Genomic DNA, 24,545 nt, shown 5'->3' with positions numbered 1-24,545 from the left:
GGTAACATAATGCAATGATGGTAAACTCAGTTTCTAATTAAATAATTTCAATAAATGTCCATATCCTTCTTCTTCCATCTTCTCTTTCGGAACGAAGCGCATTGCAGCAGAGTTCATACAATAACGCAATCCCCCATGTTCGCTAGGACCATCTTCAAATACATGTCCCAAATGAGAATCAGCCGTTTTACTGCGAATTTCAGTTCGAATCATGCCATGTGACGTATCGAGTTCCTCTACGATTTCATAGCTATCGATTGGCTTCGTAAAGCTTGGCCAACCACATCCAGCATCATATTGGTCTCTTGAAGAAAATAACGGTTTACCAGAAATAATATCTACATATATTCCCTCTTCTTGATTATCCCAATACTCATTTTCAAACGGACGTTCAGTCCCTTTTTCTTGTGTAACGTGATATTGAAGTGGCGTAAGCTTTTCCTTTAGGTTAGATTTGTCTATTTTCCACGTATTCTTTAGAAAATCCTCTCTGCCAGAGCCTTTTTTATACAGGCGATAATGGAAGGACTGCTTCTTATAGTAATCTTGATGATTTTCCTCCGCTTCATAAAAAGGCTTGGCAGGAAGAATCTTCGTAACGATAGGTTTGGAGAACTTACCACTTTCAGCTAATACCTGCTTCGATTTCTCCGCCAATTCTTTTTGTTTATCATTGTGATAGAAAATCGCAGTCTGATAAGATTCTCCCCGATCATTAAATTGACCTCCAGGATCAGTTGGATCAATTTGTTGCCAAAAAGTCTCGAGTAATTGTTCATATGGCATGATTTCTGGATCAAAGGTAATTTGTACCGCTTCTACATGTCCAGTTGTATTGGAACAAACTTGTTCATACGTTGGATTTTCAACATGTCCTCCCGTATATCCTGAAACAACCCGATTAATTCCAGGACGAGTGTCAAAAGGTTCTACCATACACCAAAAGCATCCACCTGCAAAAGTGGCTTTTTCAAATTGATCTGTCATATTTACTACCTCCATAAACTGCTACTATAATTCATTTTTTCCTTTTTTCATCGAAAAATCAAGTTTACTGCCTTATTAGATAAATAATTTTGGTGTGGATTGCCCTTCTCTCGATCGTCTTACAGGAGACTCCTCATCAATGGTATTAGTAGAAATAGACTCCCGTTCAAGACTTTCAAGCTCATTACTTTCTTCTGCTGCATCCGTACTTTCCATCGAGTTAAATGCTTTCATCATCCGATACATAGCAGGCAAATTTCGAACAAGTGGTCCATACTGTTTTACTAATGGTGTAGCAGTATCTACTACACGTAATACTTGCTGCACACCATTTAATGTCTTCGATAAACCCTCTACGCCTCTAGAAGCCATCTGGCCAACGTTCTGTGTTTGCCCAACATTTGGCCCACTCCTACCTAAAAATTGCTGAACTAAGCCTGCTAACGGGTTATTTCGTGGTGGCATTTGACGATAACCAGGGTTCGGAAATGGAAAATCGTTTCTAGGGAAATTGCCTCTTGATTGTCTCTGCGGTGGGAATACCATATTGCCATCCCTCATTTCAATAGTTATATCTAGTTCATTGTACGTACTGAATCGTAAAGCGTGTAGGCACACAAGTAGGAATCATAAAAAAAGAGCCTGTATTTCCCGGGTAACCGCAGGAAACAACATGTATCATGCGATTTAGAACGATTCTTGACGAAAGAGCGCATTTTTTGAATAGAATCCGGTTAATTTCCAAAACGGAAAGCTAATTTAGACCCCCTATGAGAAGGCTCGATAACTAGTTTCGTATGAATTTCACTCTTTAGAGCTGGTACATGAGAAATAATTCCGAGTAATCGATTGCTTTCTTGGAGATCCTTTAAGCAGTCAATTGCTTGTTGTAGGGAAATCTCATCTAACGTGCCAAATCCTTCATCGATAAATAATGTATCAAGTTGGACACCACCAGCATGGGCTTGGACGACATCTGCTAATCCTAGTGCTAAGCTTAGTGCCGCTTTAAATCCTTCCCCACCTGATAAGGTTTTGACTGATCGTGTAATCCCAGTATGTTGATCCATGACTTCTAAATCGAGCCCACTCTGTGCACCACGCTTCGCCACTTCGCCACTTCGGACTAGTTGATAGCGATGATCTGTCATACGATCCAATCGCACATTCGCTTGTAGTAAAATTTCATCTAAGAAAGAAGCTAATACGTACCGTTCAAACGATAAACGTAAGGCATTATTTCCACTTGATAAATCTGCTAATGATCCGACTATATAATAATCGGTTTCTAACACCTTATTATTTTGCATAATAGTCTTTAGTCGTTGTCCGCTTTCCTCATCATGCTTTTGTTTGGATTGAATGGTTAATAATCTTTCCTGCATTTGTTGTAGCTCTTCCTTGCATAGATTAGCCTCTGCTTCCAACGCTTCTAAATTTACTCTTTCCACCTTTTCTAACTGTTCGTTTAGTTCCTCTAATCGAAATTGAATTCTCTTTACTGTAGCTTCGTATGTCTCTATTTCTGTCTCTAGTTGTTTTTGTTGTTCAAGCGATAATTTTACTTTATGGTATTCTTCTATATTCGCGAATCCATTTTCGGAAATTGCAGTAAGAAACTTTTGCTTTTGCAGTTGATAGCTATCGTTTGTTTCTTGTTCAAATCCTTGAACTTGTTCTAAAACGGTCGTTTGTTTTTGTCGTAGCTCATTTATTTTCTCATAAGAAGACTTTAATTGCTCCCATTCGACCATCATATGTTCATACTGTTTTTCTTTCTCGATTACAAGGTTAGTAAATGTTGTCGGATCTTCCACTTCGTTTGGTAATTGTTTTACTAATTCTTCCGCTTTTGCAGAGGTTTTTAGTAGCTCATCATTAAGCTCTTGCATATGCTTGGATATTAAATCAAATGTTTGTTTTAATTCAGTTTCTTTATTCTGATAGGTGACTTTTTTGTCTTGGATACTTTTTATTTCCTTTAGTTTAGTGGTTATTCCTTCTAATTTTCGTTTGATACTGTCTATCTCATTCGTTACATTGGCTTCCACAGTTTGAACTTGTTCATTCGCAAAGCCAGGGAAAATCGTTTCTAATTCAGCTTGTAGCTTATCAACGTAAGAACGCTGTGTTTGCCCATTCGTTTTATGGTTAACAAAATCCTGTTGCACAGCATCAAACTCTAGCTCCTGCTTCTGGATTAATGCTTTTAATTCTTCTAGCTCTTCCATGTTATGTTCGAATGTATCTTGTACCGCTTTATTCGGATGATGTGTAGACCCACAAACCGGACAAGGTTCACCTGGTACTAACTCATGGGCAAGCCATCCAGCAAATTGCTCATTTTGAGCTAATTGTAGCTTATCGTACTTGGCCTTTAAATGCTTAATATGCTCTTGTTTTTCTTGATACTTTCGCTTAGCGGTGGCATATTGTTGCCTTAAACCAATCAGCTTGTGACTTTCTATTTGATATTCCGTTAATTTCTTCTTCCTATCCTCTTGTTCTATTAACGCATCTCTTGTTTCATAATACGCTTTAGTTAATGTCGTCTCTTCTGCTAATTGTGTTTCTAACTCTTTCATTTTAGCTTCTAATTTTTGTAAGTTCATTTGCGTTTGCGTTAGTTTATCATTGGCTTGGATTTTCTTCTGCTCCAGCTTATCCATTTTCTTCGTTAACTCAAGATACGTATTCACAAGCTGCAGCTGTTCTTTTCCCCGTTTAATTTCTTCTTTTAATGTTTCGCGTTCCGATTCCTTACTTATCGCCTCTTCATATTTCTGTTTCACGCTCCCATACTCTTTATTTAGCTGAGCTAGATTGGCTTCTTGCTCCTGTAGGCGTTTAGCTTGTCTTTGCCACTCTGCCTGTCTTGCTGCGGCTTGTTCTTCTAGTGGGACAAGTTGCTGAGCGGTTCTAGCAAGGTGAAGCCTTGCTTTCTGTTCTGCCATTGTAGCTTTCTGCTGATCGAGCCGTTGCTGTTCTACTAAGAGGGCTTGTTGTTCTTTAAACTTCTCTTCAATGATGCTCGCTTTTCTGAGCTTATCCTCTACAAGTTTTAACTTTTCCCGCTGCTTCCCTATTGCTTCGTTTTGCTCAGTCGCTCTATTTTCTGTTTCTTCAATTTCCAGACGTAGTTTATCTAGTTTTACCTCATTAGTATCCGACTCTTCTATTTCAACATGTTGCCAGTCAATTTTAGATAGCTCATATTCCATATCCGCTTCTAGCTTTTTCATTTGAGTTTCTAATTCTTTCGCTTGAATTTTTAATTCATCCGTCATTTTTTCATAAAAATGGGTACGGAATATCTTCTGAAGAATGGCTTCACGTTCTCTACTATTTTCTGAGATGAGCTTGCGAAATTCTCCTTGAGGAATTAGTACCATTTTACGAAACTGCTCATAATCAAATGCAAGCTTCTCTTCAATTGTTTCATTGACATCTTTAATACGAGAGGATAGCAATTGTTTTTCTCCATTGACAATCTCATACAAGATTGCCTTAGCTGGCTCTTCGGTGTAGCCATCGCCACGTTCTTTTTTCTTTTGTTGCTTAGGATTACGTATAATCTCATACACGCAGTTATTTAGGGCAAATTGGAATACCACTTCAGTAGGCTCATCTATTGCTGCAAAATGGCTGCGTAGTGAGTCTTGGTCACGGTCAGAGCCACTTGCTCTCCCATATAAAGCATAACAAATCGCATCAAACACAGTTGTCTTTCCAGCACCAGTGGGGCCAGTTATTAGAAAAATAGATTCATCACCTAACAACTCAAAGTCAATAACTTGCTTTTCTAAATAGGGACCGAAAGCAGTCACACTTAACTTGATTGCACGCATTTTATTCCCCTCTTTCCTTTGCCATTACAGTCGAAATCGTACTTTCGATATATGCCATTCGTTTCTCATCAATCGCTTCACCAGTAATCTCTTCATAAAAGGAAGCAAATAGCTCTGTATGAGATTGTGTTTGCTGTTGGCGAATTTGTTGTAAATCTAGTAGGCTCTTTGTTGTAGAAAATCCAACCCGCTCTAATCGTAAAATATTCGGATACACTTTTCTTAACTTGTACATCGGATCCATGATCTGTCCCTTGTCGAGCAGGCGGATGTGTAAGTAATCCTCATTGTTTTCTAGTGGATTGGTAAGAAGATCCTCAAAATGTCCTTCTACAATACGCATATCATGCTTCGGTACTAACGGAATAGCTTTTAACTCACACGTTCCATCCGCATCTAGTTCAATGATGGTGACAGACTTCTTATGAGTAGCTTCGGAAAAGGAGTATTTTAAAATCGAACCACTATACCTTACCTCATCTCGCTTAATACGCTGTGGTTGATGCAAATGTCCTAACGCAACATAAACAAAGTCTTGAAACAAATTCGCATCGACATATGGAGTTCCACCAATCATCGATAATCGCTCCTCTGATTCAGACTCCATTCCACCAGCTACAAAAGCATGTCCTACAAATATGTGACGTTCATTCATGTCATGATGCTCTTTAATATAGTTTGTTACGGCTTCCATTGCTGTTTGATGGGAATGAATCGTGTCATCGTTAAATAGCTCCCTAGCCTCGGTAGGCTCAATGTAAGGAACTAGATGAAAGTAAACTGGACCATGCTCGTCTTCTATAACAATAGGCTCAAGACTTCTACTTAGTCTGGTTTCAATATAAAGCCCTTGTGAGCGAAATAATTCTGTTCCGAACTCTAAACGTTCTGGACTATCATGATTACCAGAAATCGCTAATACTGGGATCTTTATGTCCGTTACAAGGGTTGTTAATACGCGATTTAATAGATCTACGGCTTCCTTTGGTGGAATAGCTCTATCATATAAATCGCCTGCAATTACTAACACATCCGGTTTCTCTGTTCGAATGATGTCGACTAACTGATCAAGAATATATGCTTGTTCCTCTGTCATATGAACGCTATTCACAATCTTTCCAAGATGCCAATCAGCGGTGTGTACTATTTTCATACTACTTTCCCCCTTGTGATTTCTTCTTCTATTTTATCATGTTTCGTTACTCTGCAGTATATTGCTTCCTTGATAAACAAACAAATGTTCGTATATAATAAAGATGAGGTGATAAAATCGTGAATGATAGAGGATCTATCAAATGGACTTCATTAATGCTCCCTGAGCACGTAGAACTCCTAAAAACTATATGGAGTGAGGATAATCGCATCCAACGGCCTCTGCTAGATGAGCAGGAGCTTGAGCTAATAAACAATCAAATTATCGAGGCGTATCAGGACAATCAGCTTATTACATTAACGTATTATCAAAACGGGAAAATGGTAGCGATTAGTGGGACGATTCAAAAGGTGGATCAACTAAAGCAAAAGGTTCTCTTGAAGGATCTAAACGAAGAAATACTAGCTATTCCATTTAACGATATATATCGTATTCAATCATAGTAATGGGTCTGTCTTATCGACAGACCCTAGTTTAATCTTTTTCTTTTATTACATATATTTCCCACAGCGAGTCAAATACAGATATCGCATTGGTGAATGGACTATTCCATTCTAAATACTCGCTAATTTCGTCATAGCTATCAGAGTGCCTCGGAAAATTATGATCCTGAAACATCCAATCTGCCAGTTTGCTTTCATCATCTGGCTTCTTTTTTCCACGATAGCTCATCATAAAATGATAGAACGAGCGCATATAAAACACCTCAAATATAAATTAGCCTTCCATAAATTCACGATGCTTCTTCTCTTTCTTTCTATATACCGTAGTAGAAAGGTAAATACTGATTTCATATAATAGAAAGAACGGAATTGCAACGATTAATGGTAAAATAAAGTCTGGTGGTGTAACCATCGCAGCAACGATAATCAAAATAAAATAAGCATATTTTCTCATTTTTCGCATCGCGTTTGGCGATAAAATGCCAATACTAGTTAAAAACATTGCAATAATTGGTATTTCAAAAATAATAGCAAATGGTAATGTAATGCGAAAGACGAATTTAAAGTACTTTTCTACCGTAAACATTTCATTAAACATACCATCATTTAGAGATAATAGGAAAGGTAATATTAAATTGATAAACATGATATAACCAACAACTAGTCCACCAACAAAAAGCAAGAAAATGACTGGGATATACGCTAAGGATGCTCTTCTTTCTTTCGGCGTAAGCCCTGGCTTAATAAACAACCAAATCTGCAAAGCTAATATGGGAAGAGTAGCAGCTAATGCAACGATTCCAGCCATAGTAAATTGCACCCAAAACACTTCTCCTAAACCAATTACTGCTAGTTTAAAGTCAATATGACTCTCAAAAAATCCATAAATATCTCTAACATATACAAAACCTATAATAAAAAACGCAACAAAGAAGAGCGCAGTTACCACTAACCTATTTCTAAGCTCCGCTAGATGACCAGTAAAATTCATTTCTTTCTCTTTATTCTTACGCGCCATACAAAACACCCCAAGAGTTCAAATGCTGTATCAAATTTCATTATACTAATACTTGTTATAAAAGCTTGTCTATATACGTATACTAGGAATCCTCACCGTGATCTGGAAAGAAAGAGATCACAACAGAAAAGAAGATGCAAGGTTATCCACCTTACACCTTTAGTTAGTCATTTTTAATCGTTGTATTTACTTCGTTAACCGGCTTTTCTTGCTTGTTATCCTCTGAAACAATGTCCTTTGCAGCATTGCGAAACTCACGTAATGAACTACCAAAAGCCTTTCCGATTTCAGGTAGTTTCGACGGACCAAAGATGACTAATGCAACAATAAGAATTAAAATTAAACCAGGTACACCGATACCACTCATTACTGTTCACTCCAAGTAATTTATTTATTATCCTTACCTTGCGTAAGATCTTTTGCATCCTTAATTTCTTCCGTTACATCTTCCGTTAAATCCTTTGCAGATTTCTTAAACTCCTTTAACGTTTGACCAGCGGCCTTTCCGATTTCAGGTAGTTTTTTTGGACCAAAAATAACTAAAGCAATAATTAGGATTAAAATTAAACCTGGAATTCCAATAGGACCCATATTGACACCTTCTTCTATCAAAATTAGTTTCATTATAGTTTAAAACACTTACAAAATATATGTATCAAAAGAAACGCTCACAAAACGTTCATAAAACAAGGATGGTTACATCATGATAACCATCTTTATTTTATCAGTTAACCGTAGAATAAACAACCACCATGCCAATTAACGGATTCGATCATACTGAATAAAGTAATAATCATACGGATTCTTCTCATCCTTTACCCCTTTAACAGTAGAGGTTTCTCTCCACATATCGGTTGAAAAGGCTGGAAAATAAACATCCCCTTCAAATTCATGATCAATTAAAGTCACATACATACGGTCTGCATATGGAAGGATGTCTTTAAATAAAGCACCGCCACCAATGACAAATAACTCTTCATTAGGATTCTGTTCCTTCATTTCGATAATCGTGTCCATATCGTGAATTAATTCTACACCTTCAGGAAGTGTTATATTGTTTCTGCTTAACACAATATTTCTCCGGTTCGGTAGTGCTCGTCCAATCGAATCGAACGTCTTTCTTCCCATGATAATCGTATGGCCCGTCGTTGTTTCCTTGAAAAATTTCAAATCATTCGGTAGATGCCATGGCAAATCATTATTAGAACCAATGACACGATTACGGTCCATTGCAAATAATAGTGATAGCAAGTAAATTCCTCCTTATACCGCAATAGGCGCTTTAATGGTAGGATGTGGCTCATAACCAATTATTTCAAAATCGCTAAGTTCGAAATCAAAAATGGACGCTTTTTCTTGGTTCAATTTGAGCTTTGGCATTGCTTTCATCTCACGAGTTAATTGAAGTTTTACTTGTTCTACATGATTCCCATAAATATGAGCATCTCCTAGTGTATGAACAAACTCCCCAACTTCAAGCCCTGTTTCATGTGCAATTAGATGGGTTAATAATGCATAACTAGCGATATTAAACGGCACTCCTAAAAATACATCTGCACTGCGTTGGTAAAGTTGACAAGATAGCTTACTATCCGCTACATAGAATTGAAATAGCGTATGACAAGGCGGTAATGCCATATTTGGAACCTCTTCCGGATTCCAAGCAGATACGATATGTCTACGAGAATTTGGATTCGTACGAATGGCTTCAATTACCTCTTTTATCTGATCAATCGTTTCATTTTGTGATGTTTTCCACGCTCTCCATTGCTTTCCATATACAGAACCAAGGTCACCATATTTTTCTGCGAATTGGTCATCTTCTAATACTTTTTGTTTAAAATAATTCATTTGTTCTTCATAAACTTCATTAAAAGCAGGGTCTACCTGACTGCGATTCCCAAAATCGGTCATATCAGGGCCAGTATACTCATCACTTTCTACCCATTTTTTAAAAGCCCATTCATTCCATATATTGTTATTATTTTCTAATAAATAACGGATATTAGTATCCCCTTTAATAAACCATAATAATTCACTTGCAACTAGACGAAACGGAACTCTTTTCGTCGTTAGTAGTGGAAAACCTTCTTGTAAATTAAATCGCATTTGGTGACCAAATACGGAATATGTACCAGTTTTGGTTCGGTCATCTCGTTTTGTACCGTTAGTTAATATATGCTGACATAAGTCTAGATAAGCTTGTTCTCCTGTTATCATTACGAGCTCCCCCATATCTACTTCATTTTTTTTATATTGTACCATAATAATCTTGTAACATAATCGTAATTCATATTTTCTATATATTTGCAATAAAACTAGTTAACAAGAGTCCAATCGAAAGGGGTATTAACGCATGTTAAATAGTACGGTTGAAAATTTAGCCAAGAATACATTGTTATACAGCTTTGTTCTGAGTCAACCATTTGCCCTTTACGCAGGAGCCTATCCTATTATTGGAAATAGAACATTATTAGAAGCGGAACAATTAGAATATGGAGATCACGGAGAAGCGGTTCGTATTTTACAGTATAAATTAAATGAGCTATCGTATTATGATGATAAAGTTGATGGAGATTTAGGCATTCTAACCGAGCATGCCATTAAAAAGTTTCAACGGGATCACAATATTACGATTACCGGTCAAGCGGATAAAGAAACGATTATTGCACTGATTGAAGTAGATATTGAACGACATATTAAAAGGCTAGAAAAATTATCCGATAAAGTATATCCAGGCCTTCATAGTGAGGATGTTAAAATTATTCAGGAATCATTACAGTACTTCGGTTATTATGAAGGTGAAATTGATGGAATGTATGGCCCGTTAACAAAACAGGCTATCGAAATTGCAGAAGAAAAACATGATATTGAGTTTCTTGATGAAGCACCGCAAGAATCCCTTCAAACCATGTATGACCAAGAAAGACAACAAGCAACCAATAGTAATGCTAGTGCAGAAGCAGAAACAGTGGCAAATACTGAAACAGAAACGGAAACAGTAACAAAAACCAACACAAAGGTAAAAAATGTTACAGCCCCAGCTAATTATACTGGTATTATTCAAACGGCTCAGGAGCATATCGGAACTCCTTATGTTTGGGGTGGTAGTTCACCTGGTGGGTTTGATTGTAGTGGCTTTATACAATATGTTTATAGCGTAAATGATGTCACTATTCCGAGAACAGTAAGTGACATTTGGAACTTTGCCACTCCGGTAAATTCACTATCTGTTGGTGATATCGTTTTCTTTGAGACATATAAACCTGGCCCGTCTCATGCTGGAATTTATATAGGGAATAATCAATTTATCCATGCTAGTTTAGATGGTGTGGAAGTGAGTAATATGGACGAATCCTATTGGCAAACCCGATACTTAGGTGCGAAGCGAATTGATGGCTAAACATCAAGGAAGGAGAGCAGTATTCGCTCTCCTTCCTTACATTTTTTTGATACAATTACTTCCCGTTTATCCCCATTCTTCGAGAAATTGTTCGATAAAGGCTTCAACAAATGCATGTCTTTCCTCAGCTAGTCTTTTAGCCGCATCTGTATGTAACGTATCCTTTAGATGTAAAATTTTATCATAAAAATGCTGTAATGATGTATCCTGTTTGTCTACATCATGATACATTAGCCTTCCCTTCGCCCCACCATATGCAAACGTTCTTGCAATACCAATTGCACCAATGGCATCTATTCGATCAGCGTCTTGAATGATTTTTCCTTCTATGGACGATGGTTTTTTCCCTTTACTGAAAGATATGTTTTCTATTGCTTGATGAATGGCTAGAATATCCTCCTCAGAAACCTGTATGGAAGTCAAGAATTTGTCCATATCGTTAAGGGCTCTTGCAGGGTCATCGAACAATTTATGGTCTCCAACATCATGAAGCCAAGCACCTGATACACAGATAAAGGTGTTCGCACTCTCTTGTTTTGTAATTTGACTTGCAAGTCTTGCTACCCGTTTTAAATGAAAAAAGTCATGTCCGGTTGAATCTTTGCCAAAAAGGTCTTGACAATATGCTTGAATCGCTAAAATTTGTTCACTTTGGTTCATTAGAATAGCCCTACAATCTTACCGTCTTCTGTTACATCCATATTTAAGGCAGCTGGTTTCTTTGGAAGTCCTGGCATCGTCATAATATCACCGGTTAATGCGACAATAAATCCAGCTCCGATAGAAGGGCGGAACTCTCTTATCGTAATTGTAAAGCCAGTTGGTCGTCCAAGTAATGCAGGGTTATCCGACAATGAATACTGTGTTTTCGCCATACAAACCGGTAAGTTCCCCCAGCCTTGCTTTTCAAAGAAAGCAAGCTGTTTTTTGGCTTTGGATGAAAATTCTACGCCATCCGCACCATATACGGTTTTAGCGATTTTAATGATTTTCGTATCTAATGCATCCTCTAGCTCATAAACATGCTTAAACTGTTTTTCTTTTGATGCAATCGTTTGGACAACTTTTTCAGCGAGTTCTATTCCACCTTCTCCTCCCTGAGCCCATACATCTGTCAATGCTACTTCATAGCTGCTTTCCTCACACCATGCTTTAATATATTCCACTTCATTCGTTGTGTCTGTTGGAAATTGATTAATAGCAATCACAAATGGTAAGCCAAAGTACTGGATCGTTTCAATATGCTTTTGAAGGTTTTCCATACCAGCCTTCAGTGCGTCAATATTTTCTACTGTAAGCTCATCCTTTGGCACACCACCATGCATTTTTAAAGCCCGCACTGTCGCAACAATCACTACTGCATCGGTTTCAATATTTCCAGCTCTAGTTTTAATGTCAAGGAATTTTTCCGCTCCTAAATCTGCACCAAATCCCGCTTCTGTTACTACATATTCGCCTAATTTCGCTGCTGTCTTTGTAGCAATAATACTATTACATCCGTGTGCAATATTAGCAAAAGGGCCACCATGTATAATGGCTGGCGTATTTTCGATTGTTTGGACTAAATTAGGCTTAATCGCATCCTTCAAAAGGAGTGTTAAAGCACCCTCTACCTTCAAATCTCGAGCATAAACAGGCTCTTCTTCGTAGGTATAGCCAATAACAATATTAGAAATTCGGTTCTTTAGGTCCTGTAAATCGTTAGACAAACATAGGATTGCCATAATCTCTGAAGCAACCGTTATATTGAAGCCATCCTCTCTAGGAACTCCTCGTAACGGTCCACCAAGACCAACTACAATTTGTCTTAAGGCGCGGTCATTCATGTCCATAACCCGTTTAAATTCAATTCTTCTTGGGTCAATATTTAATTCATTCCCCTGATGAATATGGTTATCAATCATAGCTGCTAAAGCATTATTAGCACTTGTAATAGCATGTAGGTCACCGGTGAAATGTAAATTTATATCTTCCATTGGAAGTACTTGGGAGTATCCACCACCAGCTGCGCCACCTTTAATTCCCATTACCGGACCAAGTGAAGGCTCTCGTAGTGCAATGACAGTCTTTTTTCCAATCTTATTCATTGCTTGTCCAAGACCTACAGTAACGGTGGATTTCCCTTCTCCCGCTGGTGTCGGACTAATGGCAGTTACTAAAATTACTTTTCCATTCGGTTTATCAGCTAATTTAGCCAAAAGCCGATCAGATAATTTAGCCTTTGTATGGCCATATGGTTCATAATCTTCATCGGATAAATTAAGTTCTTCAGCAATCTTATGTATCGGCTTTAACGTAGCTTCTTGTGCGATTTCTATATCGGACTTTATTTTCATTCTTCCTATCCCCTTTTAACATTTTTTGCTGACCAGAAAAAAATAATATAATACATAATTCAGCTAATAAACAACATACTATAATTATACAATGAATGTCAGTCAAATAACAGACTGATTGGATTATTCCGTATTATATACCAATTTGCAACTTGACTGACATATCAAAATAAGCTATATTTATCACAAGCAATGAAGATTTATGGATCATTAAAAGTGGTAGCTTCGAATGGAAAGAAGTGGGTTGATATGATCCAATCTTTCTTTAAGAGCTGCCTTTTTTGATACTCATTTTTCTGATTTGTATTATCACGTATTACGTGAAGGTTTTAGGAGGATTATTTACATGGAAAACGGAGTAGTAAAATGGTTTAACGCAGAAAAAGGCTATGGTTTCATTTCTGTTGAAGGTGGGAACGATGTATTCGTTCACTATTCAGCTATCCAAGGTGAAGGCTTTAAGACATTAGAAGAAGGCCAAGAAGTTTCCTTCGAAATCGTTGAAGGTGAACGTGGTCCACAAGCAGCTAACGTAGTTAAAAAATAAAAAACCTATATAATGAAAAACGGTAATCAACGTTGATTACCGTTTTTTTATAGTTTTGGTATCGAGGTTAATGCTTTTTCCTCTGCTGGAATTCTAATCCTTAATAACAACACATGGAGGATTGGGAATACAATTGCACTTAGATACGCACCAAATAACATCGGAATCACAAAGAGTTCAACAGCTACAATAACGTAATTCGGATGCTTCATATATTTATAAGGACCCTTTTTAATTAAGGCCACTCGAGGCATAACAATGATTTTAGTGTTCCAAAATCGCCCAAGAGAATAGATGCACCAAAACCTAGCTAACTGTGCCAATAAAAATACGAAAAAATAGAAATAACTAAAGACAACCTCCTGATTAACCAATTTCATCGATGTTTCTAAAAAGACGCTTATAAAAAACAGAATATGTAAATAAATAAACCATTTGTAATGTGCACTTCCTGTTTCTATTCCCCCTCTTGCCTTCATCCATTTCTCATTTTGTTTAGCAATAACTAATTCTACTAATCGTTGTCCAATGATAAATATAATTAACATCCACATCCATAATGCCATTATTCATCCCACTCCAGTAATAATATTTCAGAACTAAAACCAGGCCCTAATGCACAGACAATGCCTTTATTTCCAGGTATCATATCCTGCTGTAACCATTCTCGTAAAACATAGAGCACCGTGGAGGAGGACATATTGCCATGATCTTCTAGTATCTTATACGTATATTTCAATCTCTCTTTCGGAATATGTAATGCGTTTATCATGGCTTCGATTACCTTCTTTCCTCCAGGATGTGCGATAACACTATGAATATCCTCTATCTGTAAACCCGTATCCTGTAAAAACATTTCCATATGAGGCTTCCAAACGGTGTTTACTAGCGTAGGAATACTCTTTGAAAAAATAACTTCAAATCCTGTATTAACTACCTTCCACCCCATTACATCTGTAGAATTCTTCGCGGTATACGAGCTATAAGATTGAATAACCGGTAAGGGCTTATTCAGCTTATTGCGAAACGGAGACTTTTCTCCAATGAGTAATACAGCACTAATCCCATCTCCAAATAAAGCTGTTCCAACTAAGTTACTTTTCTTATTATCTGTTTTTTGAAATGTAAGACTACACAGCTCACAAGTGACAAGCATAGCGACTTTACTTGGATTGGCCTTCAGCCAATTAAACACCCTAGATAATCCAATCGCTCCACCAGCACACCCTAGTCCCCAAAGAGGCATTCGGTCTATATTAGGGCGAAATGGACGTTTGTTCATCAAATAGGCATCCACAGAAGGAGTAGAAACACCGGTACTAGATACAAATGAAAGTAAATCGATATCTTCATAGGATATCGCCTCTGTCAGATTAGCACGCTGTAAGCAATCATCCATTGCTTGAGTAGCATAATCAATCGCATATTGCTGGTATAAGCCATTACGTTCTTCAAAGCTGTGATCCGTTAAAAACCAATCCTCCTCTACTACAAATTGTCTAGATTGGATCGAAGCATTATCAAATACTGGTAAAAGTCTCGTTACTTCCCTTTCTGAGTACTGAAAAATCTTCTGTACTAAATCTTTTACTTGATTTTGAGCTATTTCATATTTTGGAATAGCTCTCCCAACAGAACAAATAATTGTCATGGTCTCACCTTTTAAAAAGCCATTTTTGAAGTTAGTTTGTTACGCTTTTCATAATTTATTACTTATTTTTACATATTTCTGCCACAATTCATTTCGTTCTCTTCTTATAAAACGCAGTAATACCAAGGATTCCAGGGCACTATTGAACAAAAGATGAACGTTAGCTGATTGGCATTTTCTGTATTGGAAATTTGTGTATGATGAAGGTGTAATAACTAACAAATCAAAAGGGAGGATCTCTTATGCGAAATCAAGAAACAAAAAAAGCATCTGAGAAAGAAAAGCCCGAACTAAAAGGTACCTTCATTTCAGTAATGCTATTAGGTGTATTTATCATCATCAGTTGGATTGGTGCATTTGCGTTATTTATTTCGAGGTAACTAAGAAAAGGAGTGTGAATGAGGATGCATTTGCATAAGTATGAAAAAATCTGGTTAACATTTGGAATTGGTTCCCTAATTGTATTCTTAAGCGTGCTAGGTTATGGCGCATTCTGGCAAGGAACACATCCACAAAGTCATGGCGTTACCATTGACCCAAACAATATTGAATCATATGAAGCCTTCAAACCAGAAAACCTAGGGTTAACACAGGTAGACGATGATAAGTATATCGTAAACATTGCTGCTAGTGCCTTCTATTATGACTTGGGAAAGGATGAGGAAGGAAATTCGGTGAAACACATCCGGATTCCTAAAGGATCAACGGTTCTATTCCAGGTAGCAACAAAAGATGTTGTTCATGGTTTTAATGTTGCTGGCACAAATGTAAACATGATGGTTGAACCAGGTTATGTAAGTAGTCTTGAAACCGTTATGAACAAACCGGGTACGTATACCATTGTATGTAACGAGTATTGTGGAATTGGGCATCATCTAATGTATGCCACCTTGGAGGTGTATGAATAATGCAGTTAGCAAAAAAAGTAATCGATAAACAAACTTCCGCTCTGGCATTACCTATATCTAAACCTGAATCAAGACTTTATATGTCGTTTCTATCTGTTGCATTTATCTCATTATTTATAGGTGGATTAATGGGCTTACTACAAGTTTTCGTACGTACAGGAAAATTCACCTTACCATTTGGGATTGATTATTATCAAGTACTTACCGTACATGGTGTCATTTTAGGGCTAGTCTTAACCACCTACTTTATTATCGGGTTTCATTTTTCCTTAATGGGAAAAACAGTAGGTATTTCAGATAAACAACGTAAAATTGCATGGGTTGCCTTTTGGATTATGGTAATCGGTACGATTCTAACAGCTACCATGATTCTGCTTGGTGAAGCAAGTGTACTCTATACATTCTATGCACCACTTCGAGCACATCCAGTATTCTATATTGGGCTTGCATTAGTTGTTGTTGGTAGCTGGATAGCTGGCTTTGTCAACTGGCATCAATTAGCTGTTTGGAAAAAAGCACATCCAGGTGAAAAATCACCACTTCTTGCCTTTATGGTTACCATTAATACCATTCTATGGTTTATTGCATCATTAGGTGTTGCTGTAGCAGTACTCATTCAGTTTATCCCATGGTCTCTTGGATTTGCAGAAACCATTAATGTGTTAGTAAGCAGAACATTATTTTGGTATTTTGGACATCCATTAGTCTATTTCTGGTTACTGCCAGCATATATGGCATGGTATGCTATCATTCCTAAAATCATCGGTGGTAAATTATTTAGTGATTCATTAGCTAGAATGTCATTTGTATTATTCCTATTCTTCTCGATCCCAGTTGGATTTCACCATCAGTTAACAGAACCTGGTATAGATCCAACATGGAAGTTCATTCAAGTAGTATTAACCTTTATGGTAGTCATTCCAAGTTTAATGACCGCGTTTTCCATGTTTGCAACATTCGAAATTACTGGTCGTCGTAAAGGGGCAAAAGGCTTATTTGGCTGGTTAAAAAAGTTACCTTGGAAAGATGTCCGTTTCCTAGCTCCATTTATCGGAATGGTCGCCTTTATTCCTGGTGGTGCTGGTGGAATTATAAACGCCTCACACCAAATGAACGCAGTAGTTCACAATACGATTTGGGTAACAGGTCACTTCCATTTGACTGTTGCTACCACCGTAATGCTTACTTTCTTTGGAATTAGCTATTGGTTAATTCCGCATCTAAGAGGTCGTAAACTAACACCGAAGATTAATCGTTTAGGTATCATTCAAGCTATTGTCTGGGCTGTTGGTATGTTCATCATGTCTGGTGCCATGCATATACAAGGAGTATTAGGTGGACCTAGACGCTCCTCTTACTCTGAGTATGCTGGTGGTGACCAGGTAACAGAATGGATTGGATACCAAATGGCTCAAGCAATTGGTGGAACGATCTTGTTTGTCGGTATTCTTTTAATGGTTTACATTTTTATTAAACTAACATTCTTTGCTCCGAAGGGTGAGGAAGAATTTCCAATTGCTGAAGAAGAAGAAAATGCTGAAGCTACACCTGCTTACTTTGAAAATTGGAAATTATGGATTGGTATTACCGTAGTATTAATTCTTGCAGCATATACGATACCTTTTATTGATATTATTCAACATTCACCAGCAGGATCTGTACCATTTGATTTTCCAATAGGGAGATAAATTCTATTCAGTAATGAACTGGTAGCCTTAATAAAAGAATTCTGTATCTAAATGATACGGAATTCTTTTATTAAGGAGCATATGATTAGTGAAAAATTCTTGATTAGTAGGCTAAATCTGTAACAGCTATTGTTTTTTCCATAGTCTTACCATGTATTACCCCAACAAAGATACCGGCTACCAAGATTACTTATAGCTTATAAATATCACGATATTTGCTTGTTAAATAGTTTATTAGATAGTCTGGATTCAATCCCTCTCCAGTAACATCTTTTAAGATATCTAGTGGTTTTTTCATTTTACCATACTGATGGATATTCTCAGTAAGCCACTTACGGATTGGAGCAAAATCTCCTGATTTAATAACCTCATCTATCTGAATCGATTCACTCATTTTATCCTTAAATTGTGCTGCATACATATACCCTAAAGCATACGAAGGGAAATAACCGAAGTCTCCACCTGCCCAGTGAATGTCTTGCAGTACCCCTTCTTTATCTGTTGGTGGTTCAACTCCTAGGTACTCCACCATTTTCTCATTCCATAATTGCGGTAAGTCTTTGACCTCAATCTCTCCGTTAATTAACGCTTTTTCTAATTCATATCGTATCATGATATGAAGTGGGTATGTTAATTCATCCGCCTCTATTCGAATGAAAGATGGTTTAACTTCATTAACCGCTTGATAAAAATCATGTAAATCTACTTGTGCAAAATGCTTTGGTGCATACTTTTTAAATACGTCATAATGGGATTCCCAGAACACATTATTTCTGCCTAAAAAGTTTTCCCAGAATAAGGACTGTGATTCATGAATACCCATTGAAGTTCCAGACGCAAGTGGGGTACCTTCTAATCGTTTATCAATATTTTGCTCATATAATGCATGTCCTGCTTCATGAATAATTCCAAAAACAGCCATACGGAAATCCTGTTCATCATATCGAGTAGTAATTCGAACATCATTTAAGTTGATAGTAATTTCAAAAGGATGAATCGTATCGTCTAATCGACCAGCATCAAAATCGTACCCCATACGATTTAATATTTCTACAGAAAATGCTTCTTGAGCTTGTTTAGGAAAATGTGCCGTTAATAAATCAGTATTAGGCTTGACGGAACTTTGCTGTATCTTTTGAAGTAGGTCCGAAAGTGATTTGCGCACTTTTGGAAATACCTCATCTAACGTTTTCACTGTTACACCTGGTTCATAATTATTTAATAAAGCATCATAAATATTTTCTTTATAGCCCCAGTAATTCGCAAACTTGATGTTATATGCTACTAGCTTCTCTAAGTACGGTTGAAATAAAGAGAAATCAGCTTTATTTCTCGCCTCTTGCCATACTGCTTCCGATTTGGATTGAAGCATAACATACTCTCTATACTCATCTTCTGGTATTTTTCGATTCTTCTCATAGGTATCGAGGCATTCGAGTATTGACTTTTGAATAATTTCATCTTCCGTATTATCCTTTAATGCGTCAATGAAAGCCTTCATTTTATCGGAAACTTGCATTTGATGTATTTTTTGCGATAGATAGCCTACTACTTCTGATCGCTGCTCCACACCTTTTTTGGGGATCTTCGTACGTAAATCCCATTGGATTAACGTTACTGCCTCACGCATAGCGTTTATTTCCTTCAAATAATCTTTAAATTCCTTTTCCATTTCCGAAATAGTTGCCATTATACTTCCCCCTATACTTTTTTCCCGAAGTATTGATAGTAATCGGTCTTAATAAATCCATTAAATAGCTTTCGTTTTTTAGTAGCTTTTGCTCCGTAATGCTTTTCAAATGCTTCAAGAGCTGTTAAAACATATACACTCCAGGATGGATGATTCTTCATAATATTCCCCAAATCCTGATACATCTTTTGTACTGCTTCCTGATCACCAATACGTTGACCATAAGGCGGATTGGCGATAATATAACCATTTTCATTACGAATAGTTAAGTCGCTTACTTGCATTTGTTTCCAGGTTACTAATTCACCTAAGCCTGCTTCTAAACTGTTCGCCTTCGAAATCTCAATCATTTTATGATCGATATCACTTCCGATGATGTCTAGCTTTTGATCATAGTTGGCTAAATCTTCTGCTTCCTGAAAGGCTTCATCCCAATACTTATTGCGAATAAATTCCCATTCCTCCGCAGCAAATTCTCTATTAAATCCTGGGGCAATATTTTGACCAATCAAAGCTGCTTCAATAGGTATCGTTCCAGATCCACAAAAAGGATCAATTAACGGGAATTCCGGACGCCAGTTTGTAAGTAAAACCAATGCAGCTGCCATTGTTTCTTTTAATGGTGCTTCCCCTTGTCCAACACGATACCCTCTTTTATGTAATCCTACTCCGGACGTATCAATTGTTAATAACGCCATATCCTTTAATAACGATACTTCTACTTTATACATTGCACCAGTTTCTGGCATTTTGGATGCCATTCCATACTTTCGTTTCAAACGTTCTGCAATAGCTTTCTTCACTATCTTCTGACAGTCTGGAACACTATAGAGTGCTGATTTAACCGATTTACCGGATACAGGAAACTGACCATCCTCACTTACATACTCTTCCCAGGCCAATGCCTTCGTACCTTCAAAAAGTTCATCAAACGTAGTCGCTTTGAATTCACCTACAACTATCTTGACCCTATCAGCCGTTCTAAGCCAAAGATTACACCTTGGAATGGCTGAGATTGGAGCTTCAAAAATTACTTTCCCATTATCAACTTCTACTTCATAACCAAGCTTCCGTACTTCTTCTGCTACTACCGATTCTAGTCCCATAGCAGCTGTTGCGATTAATTTAATATGCTTTGCCATTTACAAAATCCCTTCATTGTTAGAGTAAACGTAACGTTAGTTTACCACAAATTTACTATATACATAAAATAACCTCTCCGCACGATGCAGAAAGGTTATTGGAAAAATCATATGTAAGACCATTGAATACTCGATAAGCCATGTTCTGTACCATTGTACTCCAAGCGGTGGTCAGCCTCGTACTCCGGTTGTAATCATCTATCTACAGGAATTACCTGTCCCTCGTTCGGTTCATTTCCCTAATAAAGGATGCCCCTACCATAATTTGGGTTGCTCACTCGTGGGGTTTACCTCGTTCCACCTAAAGTGTTTCCACTTTAGCTCCGTCACTGTGGCACTTTCAAGGCTATCATTCCATATCTTGCGACTTAGGAACTTCACCTGCCGTTAGCCTTTAAAGACTACCTTGACTTATGAATTCGTCAAGCACGAACACTACAAACATCGCAGTTTGTGTGAGCATGGACTTTCCTCTGCACAAACGTGCAGCGATTACATGAGTATTCAATTTATCGCTAAAATCTATCTTACCATATTCCTAAACTAATTTCACTGGTAATGATTGGATTTATGAATCAGCGTTTGCGTACTTACTACCAAATACAGCTTTTTCTAAATTAGAAAGACGTTTTAGTACATCATAATTAACTTGTTGAGGGACTGGATTAGTCGATCTTGTTCTTACTTGTCCTTCACTATTTTTTTTCAATCGTTGGATTTCTTGTTTTAGGCGATCTATTTCCTGACCAAATGCCTCATAATCTTGAATAACAACGTCTAGAAATTCATCTACTTCTTCTTGGTTATATCCGCGCATTGCTGTTTTGAAATCTTTTTCAAGAATATCTTTTCCACTTAATTGAACACGATTTTGCATGGCTTCTTCACCCCATCTAATGTAATCATCTAAATTTATTAGTATCAACTATTAACTGTAAAACAAGTTATTTTACTATATGTATATCGTTCGTATTTTATTATAGCAAAAAAGTAAGAAGCAGGACAATCCGCTTCTTACTTTAATTTACCACAACTTCCGCTATTTTTCAGTACAAAAATACCGGTATTTATTGTCATGTTACTATGTATTATTTTTCCATATCTGTTTTTTGGAAGGAGAATGGAAGTAATTCATCCACCTTAACTGTCATCGTATTGTCATGTAGATTAGTTAGGTGTACCTTCATCTCTCCAGCAAAAAATTCACTCATCACTTGGCGACAGGAACCACATGGCGGTACCGGTCTTTCCGTATCGGCAACAACAGCCATCTCAACAAATTCAGTTTCTCCTTCAGAAATTGCCTTGAATATTGCAACTCTTTCAGCACATAAAGAAACTGGGTATGCTGCGTTTTCAATATTACATCCAGTATATACTTTTCCTGATTTTGTTAAAAGCGCAGCACCAACAGCAAAATTCGAATATGGGACATATGCCCTTTTTCTAATTTCTATTGCTTTTTCTATCAGTTCATTTTTAGACATTACCTTTCCCCCTCTCGGTGTGTGGAAGCTAATTATATTAAAAGTTGTCAGAATTGTAAAGATAAAGGCAGTTAGTCCAAAGCTCGTATCAATTGATCCAATACGTATAGGACAGACTGGTGTAATTCCATATATCGCCTACGTCGAACATCCACATAGTAACTATGCATTATTAATAGTTCCATATTTTCTCGTGTGGATACAATTTGATTTGGGTGTACACTTATCTTACTCGCTTTGATCACTTCTAATGCAAGTGCTTCCCATTTCTCTAAAAGCACGTATACAGGCAAAGTCTTCTCCCGTACCATTTCAAAATAAACTTTATCCTTCCTGTCTTCTGGAGGATCTGTTTGTTCAAATATATCTTTCAGTTTCACTAATTCTTGTTTAAGTTGATTTGTATACTCAATTAATCGCATGGTTACGCCTCTATTCATCCGTTCTTACCTATACCATATCATGTTTAGCAAATTTAGGCATTAAACCAAGCTTATCATATTAAATCGATACAATAATTCATTGTTTTAGTAACGAATGGATTGTTAGTTTAACCTGTTCATATTCATATAGTTGTTCTTCATAATGTTGCTCTATTGAGTTATTTACGCTTATAGTTAAACGTTGCTCTACCTTTCGCGTAATATCCCCAAGTTGTAACAATGCTGTCTCAAAATCTTTTCGGCAAGCGCCACTAACTTCTGTAACTTTCACTAGTGCTAGTCCCATTATTATCACCTCACGAATTTAGTCTCTTACCTTTACTATTCGTTAAGATTAAGCTGACTCCTTCCTGTTCGACAAAACTAGAAGTAATCGTACAAAACTAGTGAGGATACTCATTTTTTTTCATTAATTAGACAAACTATTAGTAAAGGAGGTTATCTGATGAAAGACAACCATAAAAACAAACAAAAAGAAAATGAGAATGGGAAATCATTAAAAACTGGTGATAAGAAATTAAACGGCCCTAATCGCCCATCAACATAACAAAAGAAGACTTTTTTTGATAAACAAGGCTGAGACACAATGAAATTTGTAAGTTGTGCAACCTCATAATACCTTAGTAGCGCCGAAAAAAATAAAGTCTATGTTATTCGGTATTGCTAAGGTAAACTTGTGTCTCAGCACCTTCTCATCACAAAGTTATGCATGAAAACGCATAATTGAAATGACACCCTAACATACCCTACTTAAATATCGATATAATTTTCCATGTACTTCGCTACTGCATCAAGGATTTTATATGATAGTAACCATACAATAGCTTTCGTTTTAAATAAAAGGAACCCCCTATTTCCTTTGGTTCAACTGTTACTGGTTCAAACCACTTCTTTTTAGTGCCCCCTAAATAAAACCAATCCCGACGAATACTATCTTGGTGATTGATTATAGGATAAACAAGTCTTAACACTGGACTCTTTGGAAGTGAAATGTTGTAGAGACTTTCATAATCTCTTCTTGAGCCAGTATGTTCGACCGTTACTATAAAATCCATCAAGCCAGAATAAACTTCAGGATGGAATATTTGTGAGGCTAACTTTTTACCGAGTGTGATTCGATTGGTTACATTAGTAAACCCGTGAACATAACATCCATACAGACTTCCTCCTCTAGTAGGAAGTAAGACAGCATTAAGCATTAAATTATTTTGTAGCCAATATGGAAGACGGAAGAATACGCTTCTTTTAAAATACGGCTGCGTAATAACGGGACGTTGTATAACATTTTGCTCATTTATAATAAGTGCCAGCATCAATCGTTCTTTATTGTTTGTTTTTCTAAATATTTCCCATTCATGAATCATAAAATCAGACACATGAAATTCCTTTAAGATATCTACTAATGAATGCCCATGCTTCATAAATAACTCATACGCTAATAATTGTGGGTAAGCATCGGAAAAAATCAGCCAATTTGCCCGTTCATAGGTCATGAATAAGTTTTGCAATTCCTTACTTCCAAGCATGTTTTTATACGGAGGTAAATACAAATCAGTCATATTCCATCCAGCATTTCTCGATACAATACTAGCAACTAATGCCCATTTTACTTCTGGATATTTCAAGTAAAATTCTTGGTATGCTTTAGTACGTGATATGTTGTCTAGATTATGCTTATTCGTTCTATTTATTATATAATAGAGGTACTCCCGTTTTTTCATATATATGCCCTGCCCTATATGTGATATTTTGATCTATTTTTAACTTAAAAGTTACAATGCAGGAGTTTTTCTGATATGAT

General features: G+C 36.9%; 28 protein-coding genes and 1 other RNA gene. 7 read left to right on the top strand and 22 right to left on the bottom strand.

The annotated features are described in order from the left end of the window. Positions 1 to 33 precede the first annotated feature (33 nt). The 4 genes from msrB to AAIB49_RS02370 all read right to left on the bottom strand — a co-directional run bounded on the left by msrB (position 34) and on the right by AAIB49_RS02370 (position 5,988). Positions 34 to 987 (bottom strand): peptide-methionine (R)-S-oxide reductase MsrB, encoded by a 954-nt coding sequence (gene msrB / locus AAIB49_RS02385; RefSeq protein WP_343457080.1) that lies wholly within the window; start codon positions 985 to 987, stop codon positions 34 to 36. 75 nt (positions 988 to 1,062) lie between these two features. After that, positions 1,063 to 1,533 (bottom strand): VrrA/YqfQ family protein, encoded by a 471-nt coding sequence (vrrA, locus tag AAIB49_RS02380; protein WP_343457079.1) that lies wholly within the window; start codon positions 1,531 to 1,533, stop codon positions 1,063 to 1,065. A 188-nt stretch (positions 1,534 to 1,721) separates the two neighbouring features. Further along, positions 1,722 to 4,835: an AAA family ATPase gene (locus AAIB49_RS02375; RefSeq protein ID WP_343457077.1), complete on the bottom strand. Its 3,114-nt coding sequence runs from the start codon at positions 4,833 to 4,835 to the stop codon at positions 1,722 to 1,724. 1 nt (position 4,836) lies between these two features. Continuing rightward, complete coding sequence (locus tag AAIB49_RS02370; protein WP_343457076.1) at positions 4,837 to 5,988, bottom strand: exonuclease SbcCD subunit D; 1,152 nt, start codon at positions 5,986 to 5,988, stop codon at positions 4,837 to 4,839. 119 nt (positions 5,989 to 6,107) lie between these two features. Between AAIB49_RS02370 and AAIB49_RS02365 the strand changes: the two genes are divergently transcribed. After that, the gene (locus AAIB49_RS02365) at positions 6,108 to 6,431 is read left to right on the top strand and encodes a YolD-like family protein (RefSeq protein WP_339214957.1); all 324 of its coding nucleotides are present in this window, start codon (positions 6,108 to 6,110) and stop codon (positions 6,429 to 6,431) included. Between the two features lie 31 nt (positions 6,432 to 6,462). Here AAIB49_RS02365 and AAIB49_RS02360 read toward each other — a convergent pair whose 3' ends face one another. The 6 genes from AAIB49_RS02360 to AAIB49_RS02335 form a co-directional block, all read right to left on the bottom strand. Then, positions 6,463 to 6,684 carry a YozE family protein gene (locus tag AAIB49_RS02360; RefSeq protein ID WP_339214955.1) on the bottom strand — a complete coding sequence of 74 codons (222 nt, stop codon included), beginning with the start codon at positions 6,682 to 6,684 and terminating at the stop codon, positions 6,463 to 6,465. A 21-nt stretch (positions 6,685 to 6,705) separates the two neighbouring features. Continuing rightward, positions 6,706 to 7,449, bottom strand: coding sequence for a twin-arginine translocase subunit TatC (gene tatC, locus AAIB49_RS02355; RefSeq protein ID WP_186869737.1), 744 nt, complete (start codon positions 7,447 to 7,449; stop codon positions 6,706 to 6,708). A 163-nt stretch (positions 7,450 to 7,612) separates the two neighbouring features. Further along, complete coding sequence (locus tag AAIB49_RS02350; protein WP_186869738.1) at positions 7,613 to 7,816, bottom strand: twin-arginine translocase TatA/TatE family subunit; 204 nt, start codon at positions 7,814 to 7,816, stop codon at positions 7,613 to 7,615. A gap of 20 nt (positions 7,817 to 7,836) precedes the next feature. Further along, on the bottom strand, positions 7,837 to 8,073 hold the full coding sequence (gene tatA / locus AAIB49_RS02345) for a twin-arginine translocase TatA/TatE family subunit (RefSeq protein ID WP_281413767.1): 237 nt from the start codon (positions 8,071 to 8,073) through the stop codon (positions 7,837 to 7,839). 135 nt (positions 8,074 to 8,208) lie between these two features. Continuing rightward, entirely contained in the window at positions 8,209 to 8,700 is a 492-nt protein-coding gene (locus AAIB49_RS02340) for a dihydrofolate reductase (RefSeq protein ID WP_339214947.1), read from the bottom strand. A gap of 12 nt (positions 8,701 to 8,712) precedes the next feature. Next, on the bottom strand, positions 8,713 to 9,669 hold the full coding sequence (locus AAIB49_RS02335; protein WP_339217970.1) for a thymidylate synthase: 957 nt from the start codon (positions 9,667 to 9,669) through the stop codon (positions 8,713 to 8,715). A 136-nt stretch (positions 9,670 to 9,805) separates the two neighbouring features. On the opposite strand from AAIB49_RS02335, the gene AAIB49_RS02330 reads away from it, so the two are divergent. Beyond that, complete coding sequence (locus AAIB49_RS02330; RefSeq protein WP_339214945.1) at positions 9,806 to 10,852, top strand: C40 family peptidase; 1,047 nt, start codon at positions 9,806 to 9,808, stop codon at positions 10,850 to 10,852. Positions 10,853 to 10,918: 66 nt separating this feature from the next. On the opposite strand, the gene AAIB49_RS02325 is transcribed toward AAIB49_RS02330, so the two are convergent. Both AAIB49_RS02325 and AAIB49_RS02320 read right to left on the bottom strand, forming a co-directional pair. Then, the gene (locus tag AAIB49_RS02325; RefSeq protein ID WP_343457073.1) at positions 10,919 to 11,512 is read right to left on the bottom strand and encodes an HD domain-containing protein; all 594 of its coding nucleotides are present in this window, start codon (positions 11,510 to 11,512) and stop codon (positions 10,919 to 10,921) included. Next, positions 11,512 to 13,188, bottom strand: coding sequence for a formate--tetrahydrofolate ligase (locus tag AAIB49_RS02320; protein ID WP_339214942.1), 1,677 nt, complete (start codon positions 13,186 to 13,188; stop codon positions 11,512 to 11,514). Before AAIB49_RS02320 ends, AAIB49_RS02325 begins: the two co-directional genes overlap by 1 nt. 346 nt (positions 13,189 to 13,534) lie before the next feature. Between AAIB49_RS02320 and AAIB49_RS02315 the strand changes: the two genes are divergently transcribed. Continuing rightward, positions 13,535 to 13,735, top strand: coding sequence for a cold-shock protein (locus tag AAIB49_RS02315; protein ID WP_186869743.1), 201 nt, complete (start codon positions 13,535 to 13,537; stop codon positions 13,733 to 13,735). Positions 13,736 to 13,782: 47 nt separating this feature from the next. On the opposite strand, the gene AAIB49_RS02310 is transcribed toward AAIB49_RS02315, so the two are convergent. Beyond that, entirely contained in the window at positions 13,783 to 14,301 is a 519-nt protein-coding gene (locus tag AAIB49_RS02310) for an isoprenylcysteine carboxyl methyltransferase family protein (RefSeq protein ID WP_339214940.1), read from the bottom strand. Then, positions 14,301 to 15,386 (bottom strand): type III polyketide synthase, encoded by a 1,086-nt coding sequence (locus AAIB49_RS02305; RefSeq protein WP_339214938.1) that lies wholly within the window; start codon positions 15,384 to 15,386, stop codon positions 14,301 to 14,303. The genes AAIB49_RS02310 and AAIB49_RS02305 overlap by 1 nt, the downstream gene beginning before the upstream one ends. A 242-nt stretch (positions 15,387 to 15,628) precedes the next feature. Here AAIB49_RS02305 and AAIB49_RS02300 point away from each other — a divergent pair, with 242 nt between their 5' ends. From AAIB49_RS02300 to AAIB49_RS02290, 3 genes are read left to right on the top strand one after another with little or no spacing between them, the layout of a single operon-like run. Then, entirely contained in the window at positions 15,629 to 15,766 is a 138-nt protein-coding gene (locus AAIB49_RS02300; RefSeq protein WP_186869746.1) for a cytochrome c oxidase subunit 2A, read from the top strand. 24 nt (positions 15,767 to 15,790) lie between these two features. Then, positions 15,791 to 16,294: a cytochrome c oxidase subunit II gene (locus tag AAIB49_RS02295; protein WP_343457071.1), complete on the top strand. Its 504-nt coding sequence runs from the start codon at positions 15,791 to 15,793 to the stop codon at positions 16,292 to 16,294. Then, the gene (locus tag AAIB49_RS02290) at positions 16,294 to 17,982 is read left to right on the top strand and encodes a b(o/a)3-type cytochrome-c oxidase subunit 1 (protein WP_343457070.1); all 1,689 of its coding nucleotides are present in this window, start codon (positions 16,294 to 16,296) and stop codon (positions 17,980 to 17,982) included. Before AAIB49_RS02295 ends, AAIB49_RS02290 begins: the two co-directional genes overlap by 1 nt. 190 nt (positions 17,983 to 18,172) lie before the next feature. Here the strand turns inward: AAIB49_RS02290 and AAIB49_RS02285 are convergent, their stop codons facing one another. The 7 genes from AAIB49_RS02285 to AAIB49_RS02255 form a co-directional block, all read right to left on the bottom strand. Beyond that, a complete protein-coding gene (locus tag AAIB49_RS02285) occupies positions 18,173 to 19,672 on the bottom strand; it encodes a carboxypeptidase M32 (RefSeq protein ID WP_339214931.1) in 1,500 nt (499 codons plus the stop codon). A gap of 11 nt (positions 19,673 to 19,683) precedes the next feature. Beyond that, positions 19,684 to 20,814: a THUMP domain-containing class I SAM-dependent RNA methyltransferase gene (locus tag AAIB49_RS02280; RefSeq protein ID WP_343457068.1), complete on the bottom strand. Its 1,131-nt coding sequence runs from the start codon at positions 20,812 to 20,814 to the stop codon at positions 19,684 to 19,686. Between the two features lie 129 nt (positions 20,815 to 20,943). Beyond that, an RNA gene (gene rnpB / locus AAIB49_RS02275) (RNase P RNA component class B) lies at positions 20,944 to 21,318 on the bottom strand. Between the two features lie 64 nt (positions 21,319 to 21,382). Continuing rightward, the gene (gpsB, locus tag AAIB49_RS02270) at positions 21,383 to 21,691 is read right to left on the bottom strand and encodes a cell division regulator GpsB (protein WP_186869751.1); all 309 of its coding nucleotides are present in this window, start codon (positions 21,689 to 21,691) and stop codon (positions 21,383 to 21,385) included. Between the two features lie 211 nt (positions 21,692 to 21,902). Then, positions 21,903 to 22,301 (bottom strand): cytidine deaminase, encoded by a 399-nt coding sequence (locus AAIB49_RS02265; RefSeq protein WP_339214927.1) that lies wholly within the window; start codon positions 22,299 to 22,301, stop codon positions 21,903 to 21,905. Between the two features lie 71 nt (positions 22,302 to 22,372). Beyond that, positions 22,373 to 22,723, bottom strand: a complete 351-nt coding sequence (locus AAIB49_RS02260) for a DUF1798 family protein (protein ID WP_339214925.1) — start codon at positions 22,721 to 22,723, stop codon at positions 22,373 to 22,375. Between the two features lie 97 nt (positions 22,724 to 22,820). Beyond that, positions 22,821 to 23,030 (bottom strand): hypothetical protein, encoded by a 210-nt coding sequence (locus AAIB49_RS02255; RefSeq protein WP_186869754.1) that lies wholly within the window; start codon positions 23,028 to 23,030, stop codon positions 22,821 to 22,823. Positions 23,031 to 23,189: 159 nt separating this feature from the next. Here AAIB49_RS02255 and AAIB49_RS02250 point away from each other — a divergent pair, with 159 nt between their 5' ends. Further along, positions 23,190 to 23,291 (top strand): spore protein, encoded by a 102-nt coding sequence (locus AAIB49_RS02250; RefSeq protein WP_222619021.1) that lies wholly within the window; start codon positions 23,190 to 23,192, stop codon positions 23,289 to 23,291. 235 nt (positions 23,292 to 23,526) lie between these two features. Here AAIB49_RS02250 and AAIB49_RS02245 read toward each other — a convergent pair whose 3' ends face one another. Further along, positions 23,527 to 24,465 (bottom strand): DUF2515 family protein, encoded by a 939-nt coding sequence (locus AAIB49_RS02245; RefSeq protein WP_339214921.1) that lies wholly within the window; start codon positions 24,463 to 24,465, stop codon positions 23,527 to 23,529. Between the last annotated feature and the right edge of the window lie 80 nt (positions 24,466 to 24,545).

Source organism: Ornithinibacillus proteolyticus, assembly GCF_039581225.1.
GTDB lineage: Bacteria > Bacillota > Bacilli > Bacillales > Amphibacillaceae > Ornithinibacillus > Ornithinibacillus massiliensis.
This window is presented reverse-complemented; position numbering and strand designations above follow the sequence as displayed.

Coding starts and splice junctions, on each gene's coding strand:
- AAIB49_RS02330 (WP_339214945.1), top strand. CDS start 9,806: ATGTTAAATAGTACGGTTGAAAATTTAGCCAAGAATACATTGTTATAC.
- AAIB49_RS02260 (WP_339214925.1), bottom strand. CDS start 22,723: ATGCGATTAATTGAGTATACAAATCAACTTAAACAAGAATTAGTGAAA.
- AAIB49_RS02285 (WP_339214931.1), bottom strand. CDS start 19,672: ATGGCAACTATTTCGGAAATGGAAAAGGAATTTAAAGATTATTTGAAG.
- AAIB49_RS02265 (WP_339214927.1), bottom strand. CDS start 22,301: ATGTCTAAAAATGAACTGATAGAAAAAGCAATAGAAATTAGAAAAAGG.
- AAIB49_RS02305 (WP_339214938.1), bottom strand. CDS start 15,386: ATGACAATTATTTGTTCTGTTGGGAGAGCTATTCCAAAATATGAAATA.
- AAIB49_RS02335 (WP_339217970.1), bottom strand. CDS start 9,669: ATGATAACAGGAGAACAAGCTTATCTAGACTTATGTCAGCATATATTA.
- AAIB49_RS02375 (WP_343457077.1), bottom strand. CDS start 4,835: ATGCGTGCAATCAAGTTAAGTGTGACTGCTTTCGGTCCCTATTTAGAA.
- AAIB49_RS02280 (WP_343457068.1), bottom strand. CDS start 20,814: ATGGCAAAGCATATTAAATTAATCGCAACAGCTGCTATGGGACTAGAA.
- AAIB49_RS02245 (WP_339214921.1), bottom strand. CDS start 24,465: ATGAAAAAACGGGAGTACCTCTATTATATAATAAATAGAACGAATAAG.
- AAIB49_RS02325 (WP_343457073.1), bottom strand. CDS start 11,512: ATGAACCAAAGTGAACAAATTTTAGCGATTCAAGCATATTGTCAAGAC.
- msrB (WP_343457080.1), bottom strand. CDS start 987: ATGACAGATCAATTTGAAAAAGCCACTTTTGCAGGTGGATGCTTTTGG.
- AAIB49_RS02320 (WP_339214942.1), bottom strand. CDS start 13,188: ATGAAAATAAAGTCCGATATAGAAATCGCACAAGAAGCTACGTTAAAG.
- AAIB49_RS02295 (WP_343457071.1), top strand. CDS start 15,791: ATGCATTTGCATAAGTATGAAAAAATCTGGTTAACATTTGGAATTGGT.
- AAIB49_RS02360 (WP_339214955.1), bottom strand. CDS start 6,684: ATGCGCTCGTTCTATCATTTTATGATGAGCTATCGTGGAAAAAAGAAG.
- AAIB49_RS02315 (WP_186869743.1), top strand. CDS start 13,535: ATGGAAAACGGAGTAGTAAAATGGTTTAACGCAGAAAAAGGCTATGGT.
- AAIB49_RS02350 (WP_186869738.1), bottom strand. CDS start 7,816: ATGAGTGGTATCGGTGTACCTGGTTTAATTTTAATTCTTATTGTTGCA.
- AAIB49_RS02300 (WP_186869746.1), top strand. CDS start 15,629: ATGCGAAATCAAGAAACAAAAAAAGCATCTGAGAAAGAAAAGCCCGAA.
- AAIB49_RS02250 (WP_222619021.1), top strand. CDS start 23,190: ATGAAAGACAACCATAAAAACAAACAAAAAGAAAATGAGAATGGGAAA.
- AAIB49_RS02310 (WP_339214940.1), bottom strand. CDS start 14,301: ATGGCATTATGGATGTGGATGTTAATTATATTTATCATTGGACAACGA.
- AAIB49_RS02255 (WP_186869754.1), bottom strand. CDS start 23,030: ATGGGACTAGCACTAGTGAAAGTTACAGAAGTTAGTGGCGCTTGCCGA.
- gpsB (WP_186869751.1), bottom strand. CDS start 21,691: ATGCAAAATCGTGTTCAATTAAGTGGAAAAGATATTCTTGAAAAAGAT.
- tatC (WP_186869737.1), bottom strand. CDS start 7,449: ATGGCGCGTAAGAATAAAGAGAAAGAAATGAATTTTACTGGTCATCTA.
- AAIB49_RS02370 (WP_343457076.1), bottom strand. CDS start 5,988: ATGAAAATAGTACACACCGCTGATTGGCATCTTGGAAAGATTGTGAAT.
- vrrA (WP_343457079.1), bottom strand. CDS start 1,533: ATGGTATTCCCACCGCAGAGACAATCAAGAGGCAATTTCCCTAGAAAC.
- AAIB49_RS02290 (WP_343457070.1), top strand. CDS start 16,294: ATGCAGTTAGCAAAAAAAGTAATCGATAAACAAACTTCCGCTCTGGCA.
- tatA (WP_281413767.1), bottom strand. CDS start 8,073: ATGAAACTAATTTTGATAGAAGAAGGTGTCAATATGGGTCCTATTGGA.